Origin of the sequence: Methylobacterium sp. (genome assembly GCF_019745455.1) — a bacterium.
GTDB lineage: Bacteria > Pseudomonadota > Alphaproteobacteria > Rhizobiales > Beijerinckiaceae > Methylobacterium.
Genome location: NZ_JAIETD010000141.1, coordinates 1 through 19038, shown reverse-complemented (window position 1 = coordinate 19038; position 19038 = coordinate 1). Strand labels below are relative to the sequence as shown.

Annotated in this window: 24 protein-coding genes; 5 read left to right on the top strand and 19 right to left on the bottom strand. The window is 69.5% G+C overall.

Annotation, left to right across the window (positions count from 1 at the left end; translation table 11 throughout):
- Positions 1–16: 16 nt before the first annotated feature.
- The 5 genes from K2Y56_RS23710 to K2Y56_RS23690 all read right to left on the bottom strand — a co-directional run bounded on the left by K2Y56_RS23710 (position 17) and on the right by K2Y56_RS23690 (position 2318).
- Positions 17–385: a hypothetical protein gene (locus K2Y56_RS23710; RefSeq protein ID WP_292513715.1), complete on the bottom strand. Its 369-nt coding sequence runs from the start codon at positions 383–385 to the stop codon at positions 17–19.
- Positions 386–474: 89 nt separating this feature from the next.
- Positions 475–687, bottom strand: coding sequence for a hypothetical protein (locus K2Y56_RS23705; protein WP_292513713.1), 213 nt, complete (start codon positions 685–687; stop codon positions 475–477).
- Positions 688–719: 32 nt separating this feature from the next.
- A complete protein-coding gene (locus K2Y56_RS23700; RefSeq protein WP_292513710.1) occupies positions 720–1088 on the bottom strand; it encodes a hypothetical protein in 369 nt (122 codons plus the stop codon).
- 19 nt (positions 1089–1107) lie between these two features.
- Complete coding sequence (locus K2Y56_RS23695) at positions 1108–1650, bottom strand: hypothetical protein (protein ID WP_292513708.1); 543 nt, start codon at positions 1648–1650, stop codon at positions 1108–1110.
- Positions 1651–1700: 50 nt separating this feature from the next.
- The gene (locus tag K2Y56_RS23690) at positions 1701–2318 is read right to left on the bottom strand and encodes a glycoside hydrolase family protein (protein WP_292513706.1); all 618 of its coding nucleotides are present in this window, start codon (positions 2316–2318) and stop codon (positions 1701–1703) included.
- A 101-nt stretch (positions 2319–2419) separates the two neighbouring features.
- Between K2Y56_RS23690 and K2Y56_RS23685 the strand changes: the two genes are divergently transcribed.
- The gene (locus K2Y56_RS23685; RefSeq protein WP_292513703.1) at positions 2420–2581 is read left to right on the top strand and encodes a hypothetical protein; all 162 of its coding nucleotides are present in this window, start codon (positions 2420–2422) and stop codon (positions 2579–2581) included.
- Positions 2582–2668: 87 nt separating this feature from the next.
- On the opposite strand, the gene K2Y56_RS23680 is transcribed toward K2Y56_RS23685, so the two are convergent.
- From K2Y56_RS23680 to K2Y56_RS23665, 4 genes are read right to left on the bottom strand one after another with little or no spacing between them, the layout of a single operon-like run.
- A complete protein-coding gene (locus K2Y56_RS23680) occupies positions 2669–4246 on the bottom strand; it encodes a DUF2793 domain-containing protein (RefSeq protein ID WP_292513700.1) in 1578 nt (525 codons plus the stop codon).
- A gap of 31 nt (positions 4247–4277) precedes the next feature.
- Entirely contained in the window at positions 4278–8186 is a 3909-nt protein-coding gene (locus K2Y56_RS23675) for a glycoside hydrolase/phage tail family protein (RefSeq protein WP_292513698.1), read from the bottom strand.
- Between the two features lie 38 nt (positions 8187–8224).
- Complete coding sequence (locus tag K2Y56_RS23670; protein WP_292513694.1) at positions 8225–8713, bottom strand: NlpC/P60 family protein; 489 nt, start codon at positions 8711–8713, stop codon at positions 8225–8227.
- 14 nt (positions 8714–8727) lie between these two features.
- Complete coding sequence (locus tag K2Y56_RS23665) at positions 8728–9609, bottom strand: DUF2163 domain-containing protein (protein ID WP_292513691.1); 882 nt, start codon at positions 9607–9609, stop codon at positions 8728–8730.
- Between the two features lie 162 nt (positions 9610–9771).
- Here K2Y56_RS23665 and K2Y56_RS23660 point away from each other — a divergent pair, with 162 nt between their 5' ends.
- Positions 9772–10668: a calcium-binding protein gene (locus K2Y56_RS23660; protein ID WP_292513688.1), complete on the top strand. Its 897-nt coding sequence runs from the start codon at positions 9772–9774 to the stop codon at positions 10666–10668.
- Positions 10669–10692: 24 nt separating this feature from the next.
- Here the strand turns inward: K2Y56_RS23660 and K2Y56_RS23655 are convergent, their stop codons facing one another.
- The 8 genes from K2Y56_RS23655 to K2Y56_RS23620 all read right to left on the bottom strand — a co-directional run bounded on the left by K2Y56_RS23655 (position 10693) and on the right by K2Y56_RS23620 (position 14425).
- Positions 10693–11349, bottom strand: a complete 657-nt coding sequence (locus K2Y56_RS23655) for a DUF2460 domain-containing protein (RefSeq protein WP_292513686.1) — start codon at positions 11347–11349, stop codon at positions 10693–10695.
- 26 nt (positions 11350–11375) lie between these two features.
- The gene (locus K2Y56_RS23650) at positions 11376–11951 is read right to left on the bottom strand and encodes a phage tail tape measure protein (protein WP_292513683.1); all 576 of its coding nucleotides are present in this window, start codon (positions 11949–11951) and stop codon (positions 11376–11378) included.
- Positions 11952–11966: 15 nt separating this feature from the next.
- On the bottom strand, positions 11967–12188 hold the full coding sequence (locus K2Y56_RS23645; protein ID WP_292513756.1) for a phage tail assembly chaperone: 222 nt from the start codon (positions 12186–12188) through the stop codon (positions 11967–11969).
- Positions 12185–12514 carry a gene transfer agent family protein gene (locus K2Y56_RS23640; RefSeq protein WP_292513681.1) on the bottom strand — a complete coding sequence of 110 codons (330 nt, stop codon included), beginning with the start codon at positions 12512–12514 and terminating at the stop codon, positions 12185–12187. Before K2Y56_RS23640 ends, K2Y56_RS23645 begins: the two co-directional genes overlap by 4 nt.
- The gene (locus K2Y56_RS23635) at positions 12514–12921 is read right to left on the bottom strand and encodes a phage major tail protein, TP901-1 family (RefSeq protein ID WP_292513678.1); all 408 of its coding nucleotides are present in this window, start codon (positions 12919–12921) and stop codon (positions 12514–12516) included. Before K2Y56_RS23635 ends, K2Y56_RS23640 begins: the two co-directional genes overlap by 1 nt.
- 21 nt (positions 12922–12942) lie before the next feature.
- Positions 12943–13359 (bottom strand): DUF3168 domain-containing protein, encoded by a 417-nt coding sequence (locus K2Y56_RS23630; protein ID WP_292513754.1) that lies wholly within the window; start codon positions 13357–13359, stop codon positions 12943–12945.
- An 8-nt stretch (positions 13360–13367) separates the two neighbouring features.
- Complete coding sequence (locus tag K2Y56_RS23625) at positions 13368–13724, bottom strand: head-tail adaptor protein (protein ID WP_292513675.1); 357 nt, start codon at positions 13722–13724, stop codon at positions 13368–13370.
- A gap of 131 nt (positions 13725–13855) precedes the next feature.
- Positions 13856–14425, bottom strand: a complete 570-nt coding sequence (locus tag K2Y56_RS23620; RefSeq protein ID WP_292513674.1) for a hypothetical protein — start codon at positions 14423–14425, stop codon at positions 13856–13858.
- A 34-nt stretch (positions 14426–14459) separates the two neighbouring features.
- Between K2Y56_RS23620 and K2Y56_RS23615 the strand changes: the two genes are divergently transcribed.
- The gene (locus tag K2Y56_RS23615; protein ID WP_292513671.1) at positions 14460–15203 is read left to right on the top strand and encodes a trypsin-like serine protease; all 744 of its coding nucleotides are present in this window, start codon (positions 14460–14462) and stop codon (positions 15201–15203) included.
- 112 nt (positions 15204–15315) lie between these two features.
- Positions 15316–16170, top strand: a complete 855-nt coding sequence (locus tag K2Y56_RS23610; RefSeq protein ID WP_292513668.1) for a trypsin-like serine protease — start codon at positions 15316–15318, stop codon at positions 16168–16170.
- Positions 16171–16185: 15 nt separating this feature from the next.
- On the opposite strand, the gene K2Y56_RS23605 is transcribed toward K2Y56_RS23610, so the two are convergent.
- Complete coding sequence (locus K2Y56_RS23605) at positions 16186–17451, bottom strand: phage major capsid protein (RefSeq protein WP_292513665.1); 1266 nt, start codon at positions 17449–17451, stop codon at positions 16186–16188.
- Positions 17448–17978: an HK97 family phage prohead protease gene (locus tag K2Y56_RS23600; RefSeq protein WP_292513663.1), complete on the bottom strand. Its 531-nt coding sequence runs from the start codon at positions 17976–17978 to the stop codon at positions 17448–17450. Before K2Y56_RS23600 ends, K2Y56_RS23605 begins: the two co-directional genes overlap by 4 nt.
- Before the next feature lie 429 nt (positions 17979–18407).
- Here K2Y56_RS23600 and K2Y56_RS23595 point away from each other — a divergent pair, with 429 nt between their 5' ends.
- Entirely contained in the window at positions 18408–19028 is a 621-nt protein-coding gene (locus tag K2Y56_RS23595) for a hypothetical protein (protein WP_292513661.1), read from the top strand.
- The last annotated feature ends 10 nt before the right edge of the window (positions 19029–19038 follow it).

The following is a 19038-nucleotide window of genomic DNA, read 5'->3' as shown; positions in this document are numbered from 1 at the left end:
GTCGCGGGGGCGATCCTCACCGTCCGGTAAGTTGCCCCGTCGTCGCATCGATCATCACGTGGACGAACTGTCCGTCCCGGCGCAAGGCCGTGAGCAGGTAAACCAGGCCGTCCTCGTGCTTGCACAGCCGCGCGCGTTGAATTTCAGCTCGCGGGATGACCTGTCGGGCCGCGCGAATCGCGGCCACCGGCTCGATTACCCGCTTTTCGGCGAGGGCCTCGCGCAGGTCGGCAGGGCTCAGGCACGCCTCGTTGCGCGGGATCGCCTGCGTCGAGACGATACCCACGCCGGGGGCGGCCGCTTCCTCGGCCAGAGTGCCGCCGGTCTCCGTCGCGAGTACCGCGACAGTCAGGCCGGCGAACAACAGGGCGAGGACGTAACGCATGTTAGAGGCTATGCCTCTCCTGCACTGAATGCGCCCTGAATATCGGTCGCTCGACCTGTCTTCCAACGTCCCGGGTTGCATGGCTGCCGTCAAACTCCGGCACGGGAGGCGAGGCGGTCGGCTGCGATGCGAAGGGCGATGCTCACCAAGACCTGCTTGTCGACCTGATCGAGGGCGGCGCAGCGCAACATTGCGATGGACCGTTCGAAGCGCTGATGGGCGGCAGAAAGCCGAAGCGCGGCAAGACGGCGGCGGTGACGTACGGAACCTGGGCGCCGGCCGATGACAACGGTCTTGAACATGAGGCGATTCCTTTTTCGGGAAAGAGTGGGACTCACGTGCGGTCGCGGGCCTTCAACTCGGCGATCCGGCGCAGGATCTCGTCGAAGCGCGCGCGGGCGCGCTCGTCGTTCCGATCGATGCCGCGGGCGATCTCGCCGACGAGCCGCGACAGCTCCTCGATGACCCGGCTGCGGCTCTCCAGGGCGGCGGCGACGGCGGCGTTGGTCTGGGAGGCCCGCTCCAACGCGGTGGCCGTCACGCCGGTTTCGCCGATGCGGGCTTCCTGAGCCCGCTGAGCCTCTCGGTGCAGCTGCCAGCAGGCGAGGCCGAGGAGGACGGCGACCACCCAGCCTGCGCCGCCGTCCGAGAAGAGAAGCCGAGCCGCCTCCAGGGCGAGCTTGCCGACGGCGATCTTGTCCATGCCGGCCTCTCGATGTGCATCATGGTAAGCTGCGCCCGGCACGTGTTCGAGGCGCCAAGGCATCGATCAGGGCCGGCGCCAGGGTGTTGGCGGCGGTGGCGGCAGGAGCGAGGGGCAGGCTGCGGAACACCTTGTCCGCGAGCCCGGCCGGTCCGCCTGCTGCCGACATGAGCCAGCCCGGCGCCTGATCGATGCCCCGCTGGACTGCCCGGGCGATCACCTGAGAGGCGATCGGCACTTCGAGGGTCTGGCCGCGAACGGCGCCGGCCACCGCATTGACGGCGTAGTCCGCCGCATTCCGCACCAGGCGCTCGACCAGGGCAGAGGTGATGAGGATGCGGAGCGGCCCGGCGATCTGAGCCATCGCCGCGGTCGCACCGGCGATCGCCAGAGGAAGCAGCAGGCTCGTGGCGGTCTGCGCCAGCGCGATGATGGTATCGCCCCATGGCAGGATCAGGCTGGCCGCTGCATCGGCCGCATGCGCGGCGTCCGAGGAAGCGGCGAGGACGAAGGTGGCGAGGACGAAGGTGGCGAGAGAGGCCGCCGGCGGATTGCGGAACATGACGGGATCCTTCGGGGTTCGGGACGTCGGATACGAGGTCGAGCATTCCGTCAGGCGACCATGCCCCGCAGCCGTTCGACGAGCCGGCGCCACAAGCCTGGCGGAGCGGCGGTCGCAGGCGGGCGCCATGTCGGGATGGACGAGGGGCTGCGGGGAATCGACCGCCGTCCCGGGGCTGAGCGGCGCGGCGCCACGCTGACCGGCACTTCTCCCCGGCGCGCGCCGGGCATGGCGACGGAATAGGGGGTAACGAACTGGTCGAACTCGGCCTGGCGCCTCGGGATCACCTCCGAGGGCCGGTTCCACATCAGGATCGCAGCGGCAGCCCCGTCGCGGTCCCCGCACTTGAGGCGTTCGACGATCGTGGAGCGCAGGAAGGCCGGCTGGCCAATGTTGAAGCAGAGGGAGACGAGGGCATCGAAGGCATGGTCGGGCAGGTCCGCCGGCACGGCGCCCCGGACGGTCTCGGCGTAGCGGGCGACGTCCCGGCGGAAGATGGCATCGCAGTCGGCGGCGCTCAGGCGCAGGCCCGGCGTGACCTCCGGCGGTCCGGCAGCGCTGGTATGGCCGATCCCGATCGTCCAGATTCCGACAGAGTCCCGGTAGGCGGAGAGCCGGCGCCCCTCACGGGCGATGAGGACGGCGCGTCCGATGGAGGTGAAGTCCATGACGATCTCCTGGAAAGCGGAAGGATGGCGGCCGCTACCCTGATCGGGCGCGGGCGCACGACTTGCTCGATGGGCGGGAAACAAGGAGAGGTTGCTGAGCGATGGCGCGGAACGGGACAGAGGCTGGTTCGAAGCGGGACGCGAGCCCATGGAAGGACCGGCTCATCGCGGTGGGGCTCTGTTTCGGGGCGGTCGTGACCGTCGCCTGGTGCGCGATTATCGTCGGCTCGACCTGGTGGCTGGTGGAGCGGATGGTGTTCTGAACCGAGGAGAGATCGCGCGCCCTGGTTGCCCGGTCTCAAGGCGTCCGCCGGAACCATTCCCGTCCGGATGATCGCCTCTCGGGCCGTCTACGCCGACTGCCGACCGGCAAACACCGAATCCGCCGCCGCGACGTAGCCGTCCGCGCCGGAGAACCGGGCGACAACCTCGACCGTGTCGCCGGCCGCAAGCTTCAGCATGGCGCTGAGCCCGAGGCAGGAAACCCCGTCTACAAGGTTCCCCGTTAGTGCGGCACGGCCGCGGCCGGCGGGTGAGCCATTTCGATAGAACTGTGCTTCGAGAGCGTTCGGCGCGCTGGTGCCGTTGCGCCGGTAGAGCAGGTTCGCGCTGAAGGCATGCAGCCCCGCTTCGATGGCCGTGAAACGGGCGGTATCGGCCGCGAAGGCTCCCTGATCGTTGGATTCGGCCGTATTGAACTGGATTCGGGTCCAGTCTCCGGGCGGGAGGTAGTTGTCGAAGTTCGTCGCGGCGGAGAAGCATGGGATGTGGGTGAGGCGCCGCCATCGCGTCCCGTCGTGGCCACGGAAGGCGCCCGTGGTCGAGTCGAACACGATCTGCCCCGCCGCACCGACGGCGGGCGCTTCGGCCTGCGGCTGGAGTTCGAGGGCGCCGTTGGCGCGGAACTTCGCCACGGATCGGGGCGCGGCGGCGCCGATCGGCGTCGTCAGGAAGTCGATGCCGGTTCCGTTGCCGGTCGCGGTGAAGTCCTCCTCCGCGAAACCATTGAAGGCCACGACATCGGCCGAGTAGGCACCGTCCGCTCGCCGCCCCGATCCGAAGAAGCCGAAGAAGCGATCGAGGGCCTTCACCGCCGACGGTGCCGCCGGCGTCCCGCGCGCGACACGCGCGACGAAGGAGACGGCCGGCCGAACCGCCGCCGCAGCGTCGCCGCCGAAGCTGTCGACCTGCAGATCCTGGGGGACCGCGCCCGTGCCGGACCGACGGGTCGTGAGGTGGAGGCCGGCCGTCGGAGTTTCGGTCAGGCCGAGCCCGAAGCAGCCCGTCGCCGGATGTACGCAAAAACCCTGGGCGTAGCTCGTGCCGTCCGTACTGACCTTGAGGCCGACGAGGTCGCCGGGGAGGAGCCCGAACAGCCCGCGGGTCTGGTAGCCGCTCTGCAGGACGAGGGCCGCCTCCTCGGTTGCCGAACGCCGGTTCAGCGTCAGGCGCATGTCGCCGGAGCCGGGGGTCATGTCGTCCCAGGTGAAGAGCGCGGCATCCGCCTTCACCGCGAGGCGGTTCGTCCCGTCCGCGGTCGTGTTGACGCCGAGCAGGGCAAGGCTCTGCAGGCTCTTGATGGTCGACCGGAAGAGCTCCCAGCCAGCGGCCGTGAAGATATAGAGTTCGCTCTCGTCGATGATCCAGGCAAGCCAGCCGGGTTGCGGCGGAAAGCCGATCCAATGCCCATCCTGGTAGAGCGCGATCTCGCCGCTGAGGCCGGACCAGGCGCCCGTCGGTTCCTGCGTGGCGACGAGGTAGCGGTCGCCTTCGCGAGGCGCCGCGGGCGGAGAACTCAAGTCTTTGTCGAGGCAGGCGAGCTGCACGATGGTGTCGAGCGCAGTCAGCGCCTCGTTGTGGGTGACGTGCTTGGAGGCCTGCGCCGCTGCGATCAGCGGGAGCGCGAGGTTGGCGGTGGACTGCGGCATCGGAATTTCCTCGTGAAGGGAGGGACGTTGGTCAGCCGGCGCGGACGGGTACCGTCGATCGGGTCGAGGGCCCGGCTCCCGCTCTTGGGCTCACCTGCGCGACCTCGACGTCGAGCCGTGTCTGCGGGCCGCCGTAATCCGCGACTTCGTCTGCGGCTGCGTAGAGGAGGCTTGCGGTGTCCGAGGTCAGGGAACGGAGGAGGCGTCCATCGCCCGCGTAGAGAGAGATGTGAAACGTCTCGCCGGGCTCGTCGGAGGGGATCTGGGCAGGTTCCCAGCCATCCGCCTCCCGCCGCGCCCTCCGTATCCACGACAGGACGATTCCTCCCGGCGCGCGCTCGGCCCTGAGATGGACCGGTGAGAGCGGCCTGAGGGCGATCAGCCCCGCCTCCGCCGTCAGCTCGACGAAGAGCGGATCGGCGGGATCGCGTCCGGCCGGGCCGATGCGGTATCGAAAAGGCCTTCCGGCCTCGTCGAGGCGGTCGACGAGCGGCACCATTGCGCGATCGTCGAGGCGCACGATCAGGCTTCCCGCCGCCGCCCCGCGTCCGGCCTGCGCCTCGCTGCCGGCGAGCCCGCGCAATAGCCCTGAGAGGCGGTAGCGCCCCGACCCGATCATCTCGATTCCCGCGGCAGAGAGGACCTCGATGGCGCCGTCGGCGCCGCGCAGGGCGAAGAGGTTCCCGCCCGCCAGGGCCGCGTCCTCGCCGATCGCCGAGAGGGCGCCCGCCTGGTGCAGGGTGACGTCGAGGCGGGCATGGCGGTCGAAGCGCCAGAGCGGACCGGGGGCCAAGCCCGTGAGGGTCTCGCCGAGGCAGGCCGGATAGTCGACCTGGGCCTTCAGGGCGAGGGGCGCCCCGTCCCCTGAGGCACGCCATACCGCCACGGCGCCCGGCCAGGGATCGGCCGTGACGGCAAGGTATTGCAATGGCGTCGGGCTGCCGCGGTCGGCGGGAATGTCGAGGACAACTGCGAAGGGGCGACCGGCGAGCGGCGGCGGTCCGCGGCGAGGTCCGGCTTCCGACGGATCGCGTCGTCGGATCATTCCTCTGCTCGCCGGGATCGCCCGCGTCTCGATACGGCGCCCGCCCGGATTGTCGGTGATCCGAACGATGCGGTGATGCCCCGCTTGGCCTGGAAGGCTCACGAGGTCGCCCGGCTCCAGCGCGACGCAGCGTGGGCTCGCTCCGAAGCTCGCGGTCTCCCGGCCGGCGATAGCCGCGTCGAGCAGCGTCTCGGCGAGTGTCTCCATGACGTCTCGGCGGACCACGATGGGGGCCTCGACCCGGCTTTCGCGGCGGCGTCCCCCGGCGGGCCGGAGCGCTGCCACCGTGGCGACACGGTATTCCGGACTCTGCGCATCGGAGAAGCTCACCTCGACCGAGCGTGGCAGCTCGCTCTCTTCAGCCCTGACGAGGATCAAGGGGGCGTCCTCGGGCGACTCCCTTACGAGGTCACCCTCGTCGATCGGCATAGCGTTCTCGCGTCGTGGTCCGCGGATGCTGAGGCGCCCAGCCACCGCCGACACGGCGAGGCCGAAGATCTGGGTCAGGGGCTCCAGTGCCCCTCGAGCTGAGAGCGGGCGATCAAGGACGTAGCCGTCGAGGCTGGCATCGGCCTCGATCCGGGCCGGTGCGACGATGCCGAACTCGGCGAGGATCGCGGCAATCAGCCGGTCGAGTTCGAGCCCCTCGATCCGCCCGTTGATCCAGTGCCCGACGCGCCAGTTCGGCGCGTCCGCCCACACCGTGTCGAAATCCGGAAAGGCCGGATAGGGCCGCGCGTCCCAGCACCAGACGAAGACCGAATCAGGTGCCACCATCGGGCCGCCATAGAGCGGCGAGACCGGGTTGTGGGCCGGATCGAAGCCCGGAATGCTCGCGTCGAAGCGGGAAAGGATTGCAGTGAGGCCGCGCGCCTGGATCAGGTCGTCGCGGGCGCCGGAGGAGAAGGGAGGCGCCGCGTTCTCGGAGGATTTCGGGTCCGGAAAGACGTTCGGACCGTTGGTGCCCTTGTCCACGGCGGGGACGCCGATCTCGGTGAGCCAGATCGGCTTCGAGCGCGGCACCCAGGCCGTGGCCCGAGTCTCGACGCCGCCATCGCGCTCGACATGGGCGTTCGACCACCACGAAACGAGGTCTTTTGCCCGGTATATCCAGGGTTTCCCGAACGCCCCATCGGTGATGGGCTGGCGGATCTGGGCTCTGCGGCCGGCCTCGTCGGCATAGTACCAGTCGAAGGCCTCGCCGCTGCCGAGCCGGCCCTTCAGATAAAACGGATCATAGAGGCTGCCTGTTTCGGCGAGATCCGCGTGGGCGTCGCCGTCGCGAAAGTCGGAGATCGGTGGGTAGTAGTCGATTCCGACCGCATCGATGGCCGGGTCGGCGAAGAGCGCGTCGAGTGGGAAGCGCAGTGTCGCGCCGCCATCGCGGACATGGGCACCGTACTCGGTCCAGTCGGCGGCATAGACGAGCTTTACGCCGAGGCCGAGGCGAGTGCGCACCTCCGCGGCCAGCGCCCGCAGGGCCTCGACCGCCGGGTAGCGGTCGCTCTCCGACCGCACCCTGGTCAGGCCGACGAACTCGCTGCCGACGATGAAGCCGGCGATGGCGATCCCGTCGCGTGACCAGGCGGCGGCGAGGTCGGCGTAGTGCAACAGGAACCGGCGATAGCCTTCCGCGCCCTCGAAGAAGGCGACGACCTGGTCACCCGCGCCCGCCGTGCCGTCGGGGCTCGCGGGGAGGCCCGGCGCAGGGTGGCAGGTGATGCGCCCGCGCCAGGGATAGGGCAGCTGACCGGCGGCGCCGGAATCGCGCGGGTCGGGCAAGGTATTGCCGGCCGGGACGTCCATCATGACGAAGGGATAGAGCACTACGTCCAGGCTGCGACGGCCGAGTTCGGCCACGAGCCGAGTCAACCCCGCATCCGAAGGCGTGCCGCCATAGGCTGCCCCCCCGGCCAGGGTGGTCGAGACGGCCTCGACACCGTCCCGGGTCAAGCCGGCGACGCTCCAGACGTCCCCGATGGTCGCCTTCGCCGCGTTATCGACCTTCGGCGTGACCGTGCAATGCCCGGCGCGCAGGTCGTTCCCGAACCAGCTCGCCACCACCGAGACCCGTCTCAGGCGCGGGCATAGGGACTGCAGCGCATCGAGGGAGGCGACGACGTCTGTGGCAGCCTGGAGCTGGAAGCGGTTGGCGGGCCGGCTCACGCCGTAGCCGGCATCCTCCGTGACGGGGGCCGGATCGAGACCGAACTCGGTGGAGTCCGGGATCAGGCAGACGGCACGGATCATGCCGGCGAGCCCCTCCACCGGCCGGATCACCTCGAAGGCGAGCTGCGGCACCCGGTTGCCGAATTCGGCCAGTGCGAGGCGCTCGAACACCACGTAGGCGAGACCGCGATAGGCCGGCGCGTCGGCGCCCTCCTTGGCGACGATGAGCGGGTCCGGCGCCTGGTCGGCACCGCCGCGATGCACACGCATGTCGAGGCTCGCGAGGTCGAGCTCCTGTCCGTCGGCCCAGACCCGGCGGATGCCGGCGATCTCGCCCTCGCACAGGCCGACCGCGAGGTTGGCGTGATAGGCGTAGGTGGTGCTGACGGTCTTCTGTCCGCCGCCGCCTCCCTTGGAGCCGGCCGAGGCGCGCTCGACGCTGGTATTGGCGACTTCGAGCGGCCGCGTCGCCCAGATCAGGGTGCCGCCGACTTTGGCGCGGCCGTAGACCCGCGGGATCGGATCGCCCTCGGTCGACCGCAGGCCCGCGACGTCCGCGAGGCGCGGCCCCTCCACGAAGCGAGGGCTCGCTCGACTACCGAACAGCGCGCCGTCGAGCGCCGACCCCGCCGCCGAGCCGGCTGCGCTGCCGATGATCCCGCCGATCGGCCCGCCGAGCGCCGTGCCGATCGCCGCTCCGGCGGTTTGCAGGATCAGCGTGGCCATGGCGGGTTCCCCAAGGAAGGTCAGATGTTCAGGATCAGTTACGGGCGGCTCCAAGCCGAATTCGAGGCCCTGGGATGATCGCACCCTGCCGGAAACCGAAACGCATGCGTCAGGTGCCGCCGCCACCAGCCGGTGAAGGCGACTTCCGTCACCGCCGCCCCGTCATGGGCGTGGATCATCGTGCCCTCGCCCGTCGCGATGGCGCAGTGCTTGGCCGGAAGGTGGGCCCGGAAGGCGAAGAGCAGCAGCGCGCCGGCCTCGGGTTCGCCATCGCGATCGGGCAGAGCCAGCGGCAGGAGGTGCCGGGCGGCGGCATCGGCGAGCGGGTCGGTTCCGCGCCCAGCCGACTCGGCCCAGCTCGATGCATAGGGCGGCGCGGCCTCGGGTTTCGGCCCGAGGATCTCGCGCCAAACCCCGCGCACGAGACCGAGGCAGTCGCATCCGGTCCCGATGAGCGAGGCCTGATGGCGATAAGGCGTGCCGATCCAGGCGCGCGCCCTTGCGACAACGACTTGCGGAGTCGGCATGGAAGAGGCCTCCGTCATCGGAACAGGCTGCCGCCGTCAAGGCCCGGTCCGGAGCCGGGCGCATGGCGCAGGACGAAGTCGTTGCCCGGCATGTGCGGAAAGCCCTGGAAGTTCGCGACATTGGCGAACAGCTCTCTGCAGGTGGCGAGACGCTTGTCGCAGCCGGCAGTGAGGCGGAACCCGTCGCCCGCGGAGACGGGACGCGGCGGCGCCTCCCACAGGATGAGTTCGCCGCCCGCGAGCGCGCGGATATCGCCGGACAATCCGGCATTGACGCCGCCGTCCCAGGTCAGGCGGCCGCCGTCGAAGAGGCCGGCGGCGAAGTCCCCCGCCAGGGTCACGTCGTAGCGTCCGGCGGCGCCCGGCGCCGTGACGGTGCCGGCGGTCCGATAACGCGGGTCGTCGAGGTCGACGCGGCAGCGGCGGTCGCCGAGATCGGCGCTGCAGGTGGCGCGATAGGTCCGGCCGCGCTCGGCGTCGAGTTCGTGCATCAGCCCGCGCAGTTCCACGACGAAGGCACCGCCGGCCCGGCGGATCTCACCGACGGTGGCGACGTCGAGAAGGAGGCGGGTCGCCGGATGGGTCCAGTTCACCAGCCAGGTCTCCACCGAGGCGCCGTCATAGAGCCCGCCCGCCACCTCTGCCTCGACGATGCCGGAGGAGCGCAGCGCGCCGGCGACCTCGCCTCCGCCGACGGCAAAGCCGAGCTCGGCGCTTGCCTCGGCAGCCTCGAGCCCTGAGCGGGCGGCGTAGGTCACCCCGCCGACGATGAGATCGCGGTCGTGGTCGGTGAAGCCGAGGATCGTGCCGTCGCGGCGGGTCAGCGCCCAGCAATGGCACAGGGTGGTCGCCCCGCCGGCGAGATGCGCGGCGAGGTCGGCAGGCAGCGCGCGCATGGGGGCGCCTCCGGTCCGGGTAAGGATCCGATGATCAGGGCGTCGATATGGGAGCAATCGGCAATCCTGGCCGGGTAGTTCTGCTACTTAACACTGCGCCGCCATGCCTCTAGTCTTGTCCGACAGGGTCGAGACAGATGATCCGACCGAGGAGGCATCATCGTGATCACGTTGCGTGGAACCGCAGCTACAGAGCTCTTCAACATCCCCTTGGAGGACGAGGAGACGATCGTCTTCGGCAATGGCGGAGACGACACCTTCAACGTCGTCGGCGAAGATGACGAGGTCAGCCGCGTCGACGTCGTCGCCGGAAGCGGGAACGATGCGCTGAACGTGCAGTTCGGGGAGGGCGAGTTCGAGGGGGGAGCCGGCAACGATACCCTCGACATCACGAGCGGCGACTACGAGTTCGAGGGGGAGGCCGGCATCGACATCCTCAGCATCGGCGCGTCCTTGAGCGACTTCTCGGTCGTCTCGGCAGGCAGCGCCGCGACGATCGCGTCCCTCGGCGGCCCGGAGGAGGACGATGACGATGACGATGACGATGACGATGACGCCGCCGTCGTTGCCGCATTGGAAGATGACGACGACGACGATGACGACGATGACGACAGCGGGTCGGGCTTACTCCGCGTCGAGGCGTCCTCGGTCGAGACTTACGTCTTCGACGACCTCATCATCAAGCAAGACGATGGCAACCGGTCGGTGGACGACCTGTTCTATTACAGCCGGAACGAGGATGTGGCCGAGGATGGCATCGACCCAGACACGCATTACGCGGCGTCCGGCTGGCGCGAGGGCCGGGATCCCAACGCATTCTTCGATACGAGCGGCTATCTCGAAACCTATTCCGACGTGCGCGCAGCCGGTATCAATCCTCTCGAGCACTATCTCACCGTCGGGGCCAGGGAGGGCCGCGACCCGTCGAGCTCCTTCGACACTCATGGCTATCTGGCTCTCAACGTGGATGTCGCGGCCGCCGGGATGAACCCGCTCCAGCACTATCTTCAGTTCGGCGCGGCGGAAGGCCGGGCGATCGTCGACGACGGCAGCTTCTGACGGGTAGCCACGTGACACCGCTCGTCACGGCACGACCTCGACGAGCGGCACCTTCGGTATTTCCCCGGCGGTGAATGCGGAGAGATCGATCGTCAACTCGTCGGTATCGAAGCGGACCGGCACGTCGAAGGCGAAGCCGGCCGTCACCATCGCGCCGGCCGGCGGGATCGTGTCCGCAGCGAAGGTGAGGAGGCCGGTGGTGGCATCGCAGGTCACTTTGGCGGCCGGAACCGGGATGCCCGCCACAGCGACCCGGACGGTCTCGGCCACCGGTTTGGTAATTGCCCGGCGATAGGGCATCAACCCGCCGCCATAGGTCTCTCCACCGTAGGTCTTGGCGAGTTGGAACACCCGCTTTGCGCCGTCACCGGTCCCCAAGGACTGGTCGGTGGCCGTAACGGTGCGCGAAGGTGGCCCCGACAGGAAATCGACCCGGTCGCGATACCGGAAGCCGTAGAGCCGCCCGCGCCGCTCCTCGAAGAAGCTCAGTACCGCGTGGAGCGCGTCGAGGGTGCGGATGCCGAAGCCGGCATCGTAGCGGCGCCGCGAATCCGCCCACCGGCTGTTGCGATGCTCTCGGCCGGAGGCCAGCGTGACCACTTCGGTCAGGCGGCTCGGGCCGCCGCTGCCACGAAGCGATACGTCGAGGGGGAAGCGCACCTCGTGGAAATCGGTCGGCATGGGATGATCCTTTATGACGGAGGCGCTCAGAGGCCTCGACGTCCACGCGCGACGGCGCGGGCGAGGCTGGCGGCGACCTGAGCCTCCGAGCGGCGGAACCCCGCGATGTCGGGCGTGGTGATGTTGACGGTGATGCTGGCGCCACCGCCCTGCCCGGCCGCGACCCCGAGGCGGCCGTCGCTGCCGCGCCTCAGGGGAAGGATCGCCTCCGGCCCGGCCTCGCCCATCAGACCGGTGCCGCCCTGCATCGGGAAGTAGGTCGGCGCGGCCACCACGCCGCCGCTGGCGAAGGGCCGGACCCGCCCGCCGGACAGGATCCCACCCTTGGCGAACGCCGTGGCGTCGTCTCCCGAACCCGAATTGATCAGGCTGTTCACGAGGCTCGTGATTCCGCTCCTGATCGGTGCGGCGATGGCCTTGCCCGCGATGCCCGCGAGCTTGCCGGCCAGGGAGGTCAGCACGCTGTCGAGCTGACGGCCGCCGCCGACATTCACCGAGAAGGCGCGGCCGAGGCTCTGGCCGAACTTCTGGGCAAGCTTGTCGAGGGTCTCCAGTTGCCTCGCGCGCCCCGCAAGGCTGCTGTCGGTCTCGTCATCGGCCATCGCGTCACCCTCGTGTCAGGTCGGATCGGGATAGGCGGCGATCAGCCGGTCGAGATCGGCCCGGGCCGCGGGTCTTTCCGCCCGGCGGGCGAACCCGACCGCGGCGGCGAGTTCGCGGGGCGTGGCGCGCCACAAATCCTCCGGGCGCCAGCGGAGTGTGTGGAGCGCCAGGCCGAGCACGTCGTCCCACGGGAAGGCGGAGGCGGGGTCCTCCGATCCTTGCCCGCCCGTGGTCAGGAAGGGTCCGGCGGGGCATCCTCGCCGAAGGCCGCCGCGAGCACCTCCCCAAGCGCCGATACGATCGGATCGAGGCCGCCGCCGAGCGGCAAAGCCGCCACCGCCGCATCGTCGAGGGGGTGACCGCCTCCGCGCAGCGCAGCACCGAGGAGCGCGATGAGGTCGCGGCTCGCGAGCCGGCCGCGCGAGAAACGCTCGGCGAGGCCGGCAAGGTCGGCGGTGCCTAGCGCGTCTTCGAGGTCGGCCAGGGCACCGAGGGTCAGGCAGAGTGTGTAACGGTCGGAGCCGATGACGAGGGGAACCTCGCCGCGCCTGCGGTTGGCCATCACAGGCTCACGAAGCTCAGGGGACCGGCCGAGTCGAGTGCCATGTCGAAGGTGACCTCGCCGGCATGGTCGCCGCGATATTCGAGGCTGGTGATCTGAAACAATCCCGAGATCGTGCCGAAATCCGGCACCACGATCTGGAAGGCGTCGATGATGCCATCGAAGAACATCTGGCGCAGTCGCAGGTCCGAGGCTTGATCCCGGAACACCCCCGATCCCGAAATCGAGGCCCGGCGCATGCCCGCCCCGGCCAGCAGTTCGCGCCAGCGCCCGGCGGAATCGGCGTTGGTGACGTCCACGGTCTCGGCGTTGAAGGCGATCTGCCGAGCGCGCAGGCCCGCCACAGCCGTGAAGCTCGCCCCATCGACGACGCGGAGAAGCAGGTCCTTGCCTTTCTGGGCGGTCATGTCGGTCTCCTTGAGGTCGGGTCAGGCGGCTTCGGTCACGGCTTTGAGAGTCAGGGTGGCGCTGGCTTCGCCGCTGCGCGGATCGCGGCGAGTCGCGATGGCTTCGACGCGCAGAAGCACCAGGACGTGGCCGGCCAGCGAAAGGTCCGCGTCGGCGAGAAGGTCGCCCATGCGGGAGGCCGCAGCGACGGCGCTTGCGGCCGAGCCGGGCTTGGCGACCACCAGCAGGGCGAGGCTGTGGAGATGCCGGTCGGCACCGTCGACCGGATCGGTGCGGGTCTCGCCGCCGCCGAAGTGGGCGTAGACAGGGCAGGCACCGTCAGGCGGCTCGTCGTAGAGGCGAAACGTACCTCCCATCAGCCGCGCCAGCGCGGAGTCGGCGGCGAGGTACGTGAGGATCGCGGCACGCAGGGCGAGGAGCGGGCTCGCCGATGTCATGGAACCGGTCATGGCAGCAGCTCCGTTCCCGCCCGCTCCTCGACGATCTCCTCGACCTCGCAGAGGAGGTCGCGGCGGCGCCCGTCCGGGTCGGACGCCGAGCGGATCGCGAAGCGCCGCGGCCCGGCGCTGAGCCGCATCGCCGGGGTGACGCCGTCGCGATAGGCGAAGCGGACATTGTAGGTGGCGCGCCGGTCGCGCCGGCCGCCGCGCAGGCGCTCGCTGTTGCCATGGGCGGTGATCGCACCCCAGAGCAGGGGCCCGGCGACGTAGCGCCGAAGTACCCCGCCGAACCCGTCGGGCTCCTCCAGCGGGTGTTCGAGCACGAACCGGCGCCGCCGCGCGCCGATGGGGGGACGGGTCATCGTGGGGGCTCCGGGTGGGGTGAGCGTCGGGTGGTCGGGCGGAAATCGCGTCGGTCGAGCGCGCTTCCGCCTCTGCCCTCCGGGCAGAGAGAGGCGGATGCTCGCAACCGAACCGGGCACCCAAAACCGTGTTAGAGCCGCAGCCTTCGCCACGGGGCGATCAGCGCCGCCACCATTGGTGGGAGCGCCTCAGGACCCGGCTCATCGCCGCGATGTTCAAAAGCCTGGGCCGCGAGGAGGCGGATCGCCTGTGCGAGGGGCATGGGCAGAGGCGGACCGTCGCCGCCATGCCCGGCCTCGACTTCGATCAAGACTCCCTGCTCTTTGAGCGCCGGGACCCCGTTCGTAACGAGGAGCCCCGGCGCCTCGATGGGATCAGGCCCGAGGCGGAGGAGGCCAGCGGCGAGCTCTGTGACTGCCCCATCGGCATCGACGAGCGCCGCCTGCCGAATCGCGACGAGGGGGCTCAGCGGCAGCGGCAGCCACCCACCGACTGGCCAGGCGTCGAGCAGGATCCGGTAGCGACCCGGCGCCAGCACGCGCCGGGTCGCCGCCTCCACAACGGCGCGTGCCGAGGCGACCAGCCCGGCGAGGAGGGGGTCCTCGGCGCCTGGATCGCCGGAATCGAGGCGCAGGAAGGCCCGCATCTCCTGCACGCTCACCGGCTCGACCGGGTCGGCATCAAGGCGTATCGGGGTCATCGGCGTCTCCGGGCGCGGTGGTGCAGGGCAAGGCATGCGGTCGAGGATTGGACGGGCGCTCGGCGTCGCAGCCGGAGTGATGGCGATCGCTGGCCCGGCCCAGGCCGTCGTCGGAGGCCGCGAGGCACCGGAGGCGGCCTCGTCGAGCGTGATGGTGTTGTCCTCGAAGGGCGGCGTCTGCACCGGCATCGTGGTCGCCCGCGACGCGGTCCTCACAGCCGCTCATTGCGTGGCGGGAGGGGCCGAGCACCGCGTCCATTTTCGCGATCAGGCCGGCGCTCCGGTCCTCGTGGATCTGACCGGCCGGGCGCTTCATCCGGGCTACGATGCCGGGGCGATCGCCGGGCGCAGGCGCTCGATCGACATCGCCATCCTCCGAACCGCGACGCCGCTGCCACCGCGCTTCACCATCGCCCCCTTGAGCGCAGCGATGCCGCGGACCGGCGAAACCCTGAGCCTTTCCGGCTACGGCGCGGCAAGGTCCGGCGATCCGCGCTCCACCGGCACCTTCCGCAGCGTCGACCTTCCCGTGGTCGAGCCCTTCGGCCAGAGCCGAATCCTGGTCTGGCTCAAGAGTCCGAAGCCGGGCGCCGGGCCCTGCCAGGGCGATTCCGGAGGGCCGATCGGGCCTGAAGGCGGCGGCGTTCTGGCGGTCTCGGCCTGGATCGGCGGCGCCTGCGGCGGGGTCTCGCAGGGCGTCCTCCTCGGGCCGCAGCGGGACTGGATCGACCGCACCTTGTCTGGATGGGGTCTTTCGGCGAGTTGGGCGCAACCCTGACGCGCAAGGCAAGGAGCGCCTGCGTGGAACCGATCCTTGGCCTGACCCCTTCCATCGGCTAGGCTTAACGCTTCATGCCTCGCATGCGTCCCTCGTGGCGCCGGAGAGATCGATGGTCGCCACCGTGCTGCGCAGCGCCTTATTGGGCGCCATGATCCTGGCGGCAGGGCCGGCCCTGGCGGTGATCAACGGCCAGGTCTCGCGCGATCCCGATGGGCTGCGCGCTTCGGTGGTGCGGATCGAGAGTACCCAGGGCGAGATCTGCTCGGGCACGCTGATCGGCCCCGATCTCGTCCTCACCGCCGCACATTGCGTGATGCACAGGGCGGGCTACAGCGTGGTCGCCGTCGACCGCAGCTTCCGCCAGCGGCGCATCCTCGCCATCGCCGCCTCGATGCATCCGGATTTTGTGCCCGGAACGACGCCCGAGGACCAGCCCGGCATCGATCTCGCCCTGATCAAGCTCGAACGCCCGCTCGGGTCGGATTTCCTCCCCCTCGATCCACGCAGCAGCGCCATCGCCACGGGCGAGCCCGTCGACATCGCCGGCTTCGGCGTGGTCGCCGAGAACAGGCGCGGCAGTGCCGGCACCCTGCGTTCGGCTCAGCTCGTCTCGATCGGCTCGCTGGAAGTGGCCAACCGCGTCACCATGGTGACCGACCGGCGGCGCTTGGCCGAGACCACGGGCTCGGGCGCCTGCCTGGGTGATTCCGGCGGCCCGATCCTGCGCGGGGGGCCCGGCGGCTACCAGATCGTCGGCGTGGTCAGCTGGTCGAGCGGCGCGATGCGTCAGAACGCCCGCGCCCGCACCGCCTGCGGCGGCTTCACCGCCGTCACCCCGACCGGAGAACATGCCGGCTGGATCGCCGAACGCTCGGCCGAGTTCGCTCGACTCCAGCCCGGCGACTCAAGGATCGGCGGACGCGGCAACCGCTCGGACTGGATGGCAAAGCCAGGGCGGCGGTAGACCGCCCCGGCCTGTTCAGGCGAACGACAGCAGCTTGATCGCGTCGAAATCCTGCACGCCGCCGCCGACGCGCTTGGTCGTGTAGAACAGCACGTAGGGCTTGGCCGAGTAGGGGTCGCGCAGCACCCTCAGGCCTGCCCGGTCCACCACGAGGTAACCTCGCTTGAAGTCGCCGAAGGCGATCGAGAGGCTTGCCGCGCCCGCATCTGGCATCGCCTCGGCCTCGGCGACGGGGAAGCCGAGCAGCGTCGCGGAGCGATCGGCGGCGAGGGGCGGCTGCCACAGGTAATTGCCGTCCGGGTCCTTCATCTTGCGGATCGCGCTCTGGACCTTGCGGTTCATCACGAAGGTGGCGTTCTGGCGGTAGCCGGCGCGCAAGCCGTAGACGAGATCGAACAGCACGTCGGCGGGGCTGGCGGACGGGAAGGCTCCGGCCGTCCCGGTGGCAATCGTGCCGAGCTTGCCCGGAACCCAGGAGGCGTTCGCTACCGTCTCGTAGCTGAGGAATCCCTTCGGCCGGCTGACGCCGTTGCCGGTGACGAAGGCGGTGCTCTCCTGCTCGGCGAAGGCGGTCTCGACCTCGTCGGCGAGCCAGGCATCGATGTCGACAACGGCGTCGTCGAGGAGCGTCTGGGTGGCCGCCGGCATGGCGTAGAGCTCCATCGCCGGGACGCTCAGCTCGGACAGGGTCGGGCTCGCGGTCTGCGGCCGCGGGGCGGTCTCGGCGACCCACCCGGACACCGCGTCGCTAGCGGACACCGCGCGCTTGTACTGCCCGCCCGAGATGGTCCGCACCGTGGCGAGTGCCCGGATCGGCGAGAGGTTGGCGAGACGCGCGAGCACGTCGCGTTCCACGATCTCGGGCACAAGGTAGCCGCCGTCCGGTCCGGAGCCGGCCGAGAGCGCCTTCTCCTCCAGCCGCTTCAGCCCGCCGCTCTCGCCTGCGCGGACGTAGAGGTCGAACGCCGCCTTGTGTTCCACCGCGACGCCGTCGCGGGGACCAGCGCCGACGCCTAGCGGCGGGCGGCGCCCGTCGAGGGTGAGGCGGTCGAGGCGAGTGCGGGCCTGGTCGATCGCCGCGTCGATGCGGGCGAGCTTCTCCTCGTTGACGACGTCGATCCGGGCGATCTTGGCGTCGTTGGTCTCCTTGAACGCCTCGAAGGCACGCGAGAGCTCGCCGAAGGCCGCATTGGCGTCGCCGTCCGCGGCCTTGTTCTCGAGGACAGGGACCGACTTGGTTTCGAAAGGAGCCTTGATCGTGAAGGGAGTCTGGACGGTCATCGGATACCTCTGGCTGGTGAGGGCAAGGCGGCGACATGCCGGCTGGCAAGTTGCCGGGTGGAAGCGGGAGCAAGACGGCGGGCGAGGGCCCGCACCGCCACGGAAAGGTCGGAGGCCTGGCTGGGCGCGCGGATGCGGGCGCCGGGCTGGAGCGGGAAGGTGACGAGGGAGATCTCCCAAAGGTCCACCGCCTGGAGCCTCCGGGTTCCGGCGCGCTCAGGCATCGCCTTGAGCGTGCGGAAGCCGATCGAGAGTCCGTCGAGCCCGCCGCCCCGCATCAGCGCGTCGACCTCGCGGGCACGCTGGACGGCAAGGTTGAGCCGGCCCTCGACGCGAAGTCCCCGCGCATCCTCGGCGAGCGAGAGCCAGCACCCGATCGGCTCGGCCGGATCATGCTGCCACAGCATCCGCACGCCGCCCGCCCCGCGCTCCCTCAGGCTCGCCGCGAAGGCGCCCGGCGCGACCACGTCGCGACCGAGATCGGGCACGCCGAACAGGCTGGCATAGCCGGTGAAGTGGCCGTCCATCGCAGGGCCTCGTTCTGAGTGGGATGATCAATGTCTGGCCGGTGGCAGGCGGCCCGATCCAGAAGGTTCTACTTGTCGAGAAAAGACGAACGACGTCGCATCGGGGTTCGGAGCGGCGATTGCCGAGCATCATCGAGAGGCCGCAACGCTTCTGAGCGAAAGGATGATGGTGACGACAATCCGCGGCGGCGGCGTTCAGGAAGATGACCGATCCGGATGGGTCGCTTCCTCATTTCATCCGGTTCGGCGGATTTGCTCGATCACCGCCGTCGAAACGCGAAGCACCGACTTTCAGTTGGTCCGTCCGTCATGGTTCAGGATAGGCATGTCGGTGAGATCGGCCATATGCCTCCGCTGGGTCGAGGCCGTGCGGGCGGCCATGGCAAGTCCCAGCAGTTGAATCTGGTCCGCATTGTGAGGTGATGAAGGATGATCGGTTTGGTACTTCCTACGCACACCCATGATCCGCTGAGATTGCTGCAGAGCATTCAGGAGAGCGCGGAGTCCGTCTGCTGGTATATTTTTCACCACAGCACAAACGAGGCGGTGGAACGCCGCATCATAGAGTTTTCCAAGACAGACAACGTCAATCTCTACCTTTATCGGAAGAACCGCGGTCTCGCGCGGAGCTGGAATGAGGGCATCCACCGCGCGTACCAAGATGGGTGCGAACTCACATTGGTACTGAACGACGACCTCCATTTCATCGAGGGCGGATTTCAAGCATTCGTGGACCACCTGCGAGCTAATCCAGGGTTCGGTCTCGGCTTCCTAAAAGGTATCGATCGCGGGGGGGCCTTCAACGGACAAGCTATCGTCCAGGGCTTGGCCTGTTTTGCTATGGGCCACCAATGCTTGAACGAGATCGGGTACTTCGACGAAACGTTCACACCTGCCTATTACGAGGATATGGACTACTTGCGTCGAATGCGTCTTGCCGGATGTTCACAGACTGTAGCTGAGGGAGTCATCGCAGAACACCTGGTCGTGTCCGTCAATGAGGTGGAAATTCGGGGTGGAGTTGGAGCGGCCATCGGTCAGGCGGCCTGAGGTGGAATTG